The organism is Vibrio sp. OPT46, from assembly GCF_015163535.1.
Lineage (GTDB): Bacteria > Pseudomonadota > Gammaproteobacteria > Enterobacterales > Vibrionaceae > Vibrio > Vibrio alginolyticus.
The window spans coordinates 1-584 of the sequence record NZ_JADDYG010000316.1 but is presented as its reverse complement, the minus strand read 5'-3'; the positions used below and the strand labels follow the sequence as shown (position 1 = coordinate 584).

Sequence of the window (584 nt, the reverse complement as noted above, 5' to 3'; positions counted from 1 at the left end):
GCTCAAGAAATTGTTCAACTCACATCTCACGAGTCAACCAACCATTACGACAAGGGCGACAAACACAAAGCGCGTAATAATTAAAACCTCTCACCAAAACCAAAGCAACTTTAAGCAAGATAAATTTCAGCGTAAAGCCACTATTTCAATTGGAGCAACCCTGAAATTTGAAGCCTAAAATTGGTGAAATTCACAAGTATTTAGACCACAAAGATTGAGTTACTGAAACCATAAATCAAACTACCAAAGTGACCAAAAAAGTAAGCCAGAAACCATTTATTGCTTATAAATCAATGTAAAACATAACGCCTTGTTAAGGGGTGAGCCAACGCAATACTGATGCTACCGCATACCACCTTAAACACAAAACTCAACGCATAGTAAAAATGCCACGCGTTGCGAATCCCTCTTGAACAACTTGTTATGTGATTTTTTCACCGTATACGGAAACGCCCAAAGTTATTAGCTTTGGGCGCTTCTTCTAGCAAACTGGTTACGACAAACCGAGCTTTAAAGTGTCATATGCAAAATTGGAAAAGGTTTTCCCATATCATCAAGCGGTGAGCGAGAAACTACTTTAAAAC

At 38.5% G+C, this 584-nt stretch carries 1 pseudogene; it reads right to left on the bottom strand.

The annotated features are described in order from the left end of the window. Positions 1-510: 510 nt before the first annotated feature. Positions 511-584: pseudogene (locus IQR33_RS15255) on the bottom strand (GNAT family N-acetyltransferase); the annotation flags it as partial.